Raw genomic sequence first — 4,131 nt, forward strand, 5'->3', positions numbered from 1 at the left:
CGCCACGTCCGCGGTGAGCCCGCCGCCCCATGACAGGTACTCGAACACCTGCTCCACCCGGTATTCCGAGACCGCCGCATCCAAGTCGGGCCGCAACTCACCCACCGCCGCGACGATCGACCCGATCGCCGCTGGATCCAGACTCCACCCGCTCACTCGCCACCCCCGATCTCATCCGCTGGTCCGACCAGGTTGCCGAGGTCACGCGAGGCTCCGCCACCCGGTCTGTCGCGATCTGTGGATAACCGGGCCGCCGTTGGCGGCCTGTGGATGACGACGGCGGAGCTCGCCACTGGTCTGCTATGGCACCGTGGTCCGCATGTCCGCACTGACACGCCGAGTCGGCCGAAAGGTGTGTCCGCTTCGATGAGCGGGAACAACGCAACGGCGCCACGTCCTCGGCGGAAGCTGCTCGCCGCTCTCGTGGCGGTGGGCGTGCTCGTGATCGGGTGCGTGGTGTTCTGGCTGGTCTACACGAACTGGTCGGGGCCCACCAGCGAACCCACGACTCCCGACGAACCGATCGTCATCACTGAAGGCGATCCCTTCGTGTTCAACGGCCTCTCCTACGAGGCCAGCTGGGAGCTTCGTGCGCTCTACGGCGAGCTCACGATCACCGACCTCGTCGCCGAGAACCACGGGGAGGAGATCACCTACGCCGAGGTAGTGATCACGCTGGAGCAGGACTCCGCTGCGGTCGCCACGATCAGCTGCATGGGCTCGGGCATCAAGCCCGGCGAGTCGACCTTCCTGCAGTGCTCCTCGCAGGACGAGGTGCCCACCGAGTTCGACCGGATCGTCGCCTCCGCCGACGAGTCCTGATACCGCGGTCACTTGATCCCCGTGGTCGCGATCCCCTCCACCAGGAACCGCTGACCGAACCTATCTATCAAGAACAGTAGAAATGTGAATAGTTCGACAGACGGGGGTTCAGCAAGTCATCGCGGTCATGATGAGCACGGTGCGTCGGCTCCGGTTGATACGGCACTTCGTCATCGTTCACCCGTCGATGGATCTCGAGGCTCCTTGTGGCTACTGGCCCCGGGCACGGCGCTCAGTAGCCGTTCACCTTGTCGACGATGTTCTGCAACGGTTGGCCCGCCACGAAGCGGCGGAGGTTGTCGACGAAGATCTCCACCCCTCGCCGTGCTGTCCCTGCCGTGGTCGCACCGTTGTGCGGCGTGATGATCGTGTTCGGTGCGGTCCAGAACGGACTGTCGCTGGGCAGCGGCTCCACCCCGTGCGCATCGATCCCGGCGCCAGCGATCCAGCCTTCCTCAAGCGCCTGCAGCAGGGCATCGTCATCCGCGATCCCACCGCGAGAGATGCAGATCCAGAATGCAGTCGGCTTCATCGCCTGGAAGACGTCAGCTGTAAAGACACCGGAAGTGCCTGGCGTGAAGGGTGCCGTCACCACCACGAAGTCACACTCGGCCACGAAGTCCTTCACCTGGTCCGGGCCGTACATCTGGTCGATTCCGGGAACCGCCGTCCGGTAGTTGCGTCGACATCCAAGCACGCGCATGTGGAAGGCCTGTGCCTTCAGCGCGAGGTCGCTGCCTGAGTGCCCCACGCCGTAGATGCCGAGCGTCTTACCGATGAGCTCGCCATGGGTGAAGCGCTCCCAGGCCTGCGACTGCTGACTCGCCATCCACCGCGGCACCTCCCGGTCGAGCATCATCATCAGCAGCATCGAGTGCTCGGCCAGCGGGATCGCGCCGTTGCCCACCGACGAGGTCAGCACCACGTCGCTGGCCACCATCTCCGGAGTCAGATCGTTGTTCACGCCGGCGGTCCAGCTGTGCACCCAGCGCAAGTTGGGCGCTGCCGCCAGGTGCTCGGCCGTGAGCGTGCCGGCCACGGCGACCGCGTCGGCGAGCAACTCACCCGCATCCTGCAGGCTCGCCACGAAGTGCACCGGGAGATCGCCTGCCGCCGCGAGGATCCTCTCCCTGCTCTCAGGGCTCTGTCGCCCGGCTACCACCATCAGTTCCTGGGATTCGTGGTTCGGCACTGCGTCTCCTTCTCGTAGCGTCATGAGAGTTCCGACGGCGTCGAGCACCATCGATCGCCGAGTTTCGCCCGTTCGGTCGGCATGTCAGGCGTCCCGGCGCTCAGGGTCTGGAGCGCACGCACCGTGGCCGCTCGCACCCAGCGCGCTGCATCCGGACCCACCGCCTCCTGCGGCTGTGGCGCGGCCTCCTCCGCCGATGCCCACGAGCTCGCGCCGGTCAGCCGGAGCTGCTCGCAATCCATCTGTAGGCGGCCGGCAACCACCACGGCGGGCACGTCGGCAGCCATTGCACGCTCGATGACGCCGAGCGGCGCCTTGCCCTGCAACGACTGGCGGTCGAACGACCCTTCACCGGTGACGACCAGGTCCGCCCACGCGAGGTGCTCGGCCAGTCCCGTGAGCTCGGCGACGAAGTCGATCCCGCTGGCGAACTGAGCGCCCAGCACACCATGCAAGCCTCCCGCCGTGCCGCCAGCAGCGCCGCCCCAGCGCAGAGCCGCGATGTCGCGTCCTGTCACCCGATCGATCTGTGCGGCGAGCGTCACCAGCCCGCGCTCGAGCACGTCCTGTGTCTGGCGACCCGCACCCTTCTGGGTGCTGAATCCGGCAACGGCGCCGTCGGGTCCGAGCAGCGGTGCGGCGACGTCGCAGATGACCGTCAGCGTTACTGCGTCGAGGCGAGGATCGAGCTCGCTGAGGTCGATCCCTGCGAGGCGCACGAGATCGGCACCGCCGAGCTCGAGCATCGTCCCCGACGAGTCGAAGAACCTGGCACCGAGGGCGCGTAGAAGGCCTGTACCGCCGTCGGTGCTCGACGACCCTCCGACCCCGACGATGATGCGCGTCATACCTTGATCGAGAGCGGCACGGATCAGCTCGCCGGTGCCGAAGGTGTGCGCCCGACCGGCCGTCGCGTCCGAGGGCGTGAGGAGCTGCAGCCCGCTCGCCGCCGACAGCTCGATGACCGCCATGGAACCGCGCGCGGCCCAGACCGCCGTCACCTGGTCGCCCAGCGGACCCTGCACGGTGGTCTCGACGGCGCTCGCCCCGGCACTGAGCGCGGCGTCGACCGTGCCCTCACCACCATCGGCCACGATGACCTGCCGCAGCTGGGCATCCGGCGCCCAGTCGCGGACGCCGGCGGCCATGGCATCGGCGGCCTCCCGGCCGGTGAGCGTGCCCTTGAACTTGTCAGGTGCGAGCAGCACCCGCGGTCCGCCTCCGGCGACCGCCTCCGGCGTGCTCACCGCCGGCGACATGTCATCGTCCGTCCAGAGCGTGGAAGGTGCCTCTCTGCTCCTGGGTCATCGGTCATCACCGTTGAGGTCGAGCGCCAGCTGCAGCAGCGCGGAGTGGTCAAGGTCCTCATAGCCGCGACGCCGTGCGGAGCGCATGAGTGCGGTGACGGCAGCAGTGAGCGGGAGTGCGAGGCCCTGCTCCTTGCTGGCGTCGGCCACGATGCCGAGGTCCTTGTCGTGGAGTGCGATACGGAATCCGGGCGCGAAGCTGCGCGTGAGCATCGCATCCCGCTTGCGCGTGATGACCGTGCTCCCCGCGAGTCCGCCGGCAAGGACGTCGAGCGCGGTATCGGCCTCCACGCCGTGCGCATCGAGGAAGACCAGCGCCTCCGCGAGCATCTGGATGTGGCCGGCGACCATGAGCTGGTTGGCGGCCTTCACCACCTGGCCGGAACCGGCAGGCCCCACCAGCTCGATAGTGGATCCGACCACCTCGAGGAGGGGCTGCGCCGCCTCGAACACGGCGCGATCACCGCCGACCATGATCGAGAGGACGCCCTCGATCGCGCCGGCCTCGCCGCCGCTGACCGGCGCATCCAGACAACGCACCTGGGCGGCTGCCGCGGCCTCGTGCACCGCGAGCGCCTCGGCCGGACTGATCGTGCTGTGGTCGATGAGGATCACCCCGGGCTGCAGGTGGCTGAGGGCGCCGCCGTCACCCAGCAGCACGTCGTGGACCACCGGCCCGTCCGGGAGCATCGTGATGAGCACCTCGCACGCGGCGGCCTCGGCCGCTGAGTCGACCACCTCACCGCCGGTATCCGCTGCTCGTGCGCGGGCTCGGTCGCTCGCGCCGTACACCTTGACCTCGTGACCTGC

At 68.3% G+C, this 4,131-nt stretch carries 4 protein-coding genes; 1 reads left to right on the forward strand and 3 read right to left on the reverse strand.

The window, feature by feature from the left end; all coding sequences use genetic code 11:
- The first annotated feature begins 366 nt into the window (after positions 1-366).
- Complete coding sequence (locus ACOJSN_RS04960) at positions 367-822, forward strand: hypothetical protein (RefSeq protein ID WP_420111401.1); 456 nt, start codon at positions 367-369, stop codon at positions 820-822.
- A 232-nt stretch (positions 823-1,054) separates the two neighbouring features.
- Here the strand turns inward: ACOJSN_RS04960 and ACOJSN_RS04965 are convergent, their stop codons facing one another.
- The 3 genes from ACOJSN_RS04965 to ACOJSN_RS04975 form a co-directional block, all read right to left on the reverse strand.
- On the reverse strand, positions 1,055-2,014 hold the full coding sequence (locus ACOJSN_RS04965) for a D-2-hydroxyacid dehydrogenase (protein WP_420111402.1): 960 nt from the start codon (positions 2,012-2,014) through the stop codon (positions 1,055-1,057).
- Positions 2,015-2,034: 20 nt separating this feature from the next.
- Positions 2,035-3,273: a glycerate kinase gene (locus ACOJSN_RS04970; protein ID WP_420111403.1), complete on the reverse strand. Its 1,239-nt coding sequence runs from the start codon at positions 3,271-3,273 to the stop codon at positions 2,035-2,037.
- Positions 3,274-3,318: 45 nt separating this feature from the next.
- Positions 3,319-4,131 (reverse strand): NAD(P)-dependent oxidoreductase (locus tag ACOJSN_RS04975; protein ID WP_420111404.1); only part of this gene is annotated, 813 nt, incomplete at its 5' end.

This window comes from Pseudactinotalea sp., assembly GCF_048594945.1.
In the GTDB taxonomy this organism is placed as follows: domain Bacteria; phylum Actinomycetota; class Actinomycetes; order Actinomycetales; family Beutenbergiaceae; genus Pseudactinotalea.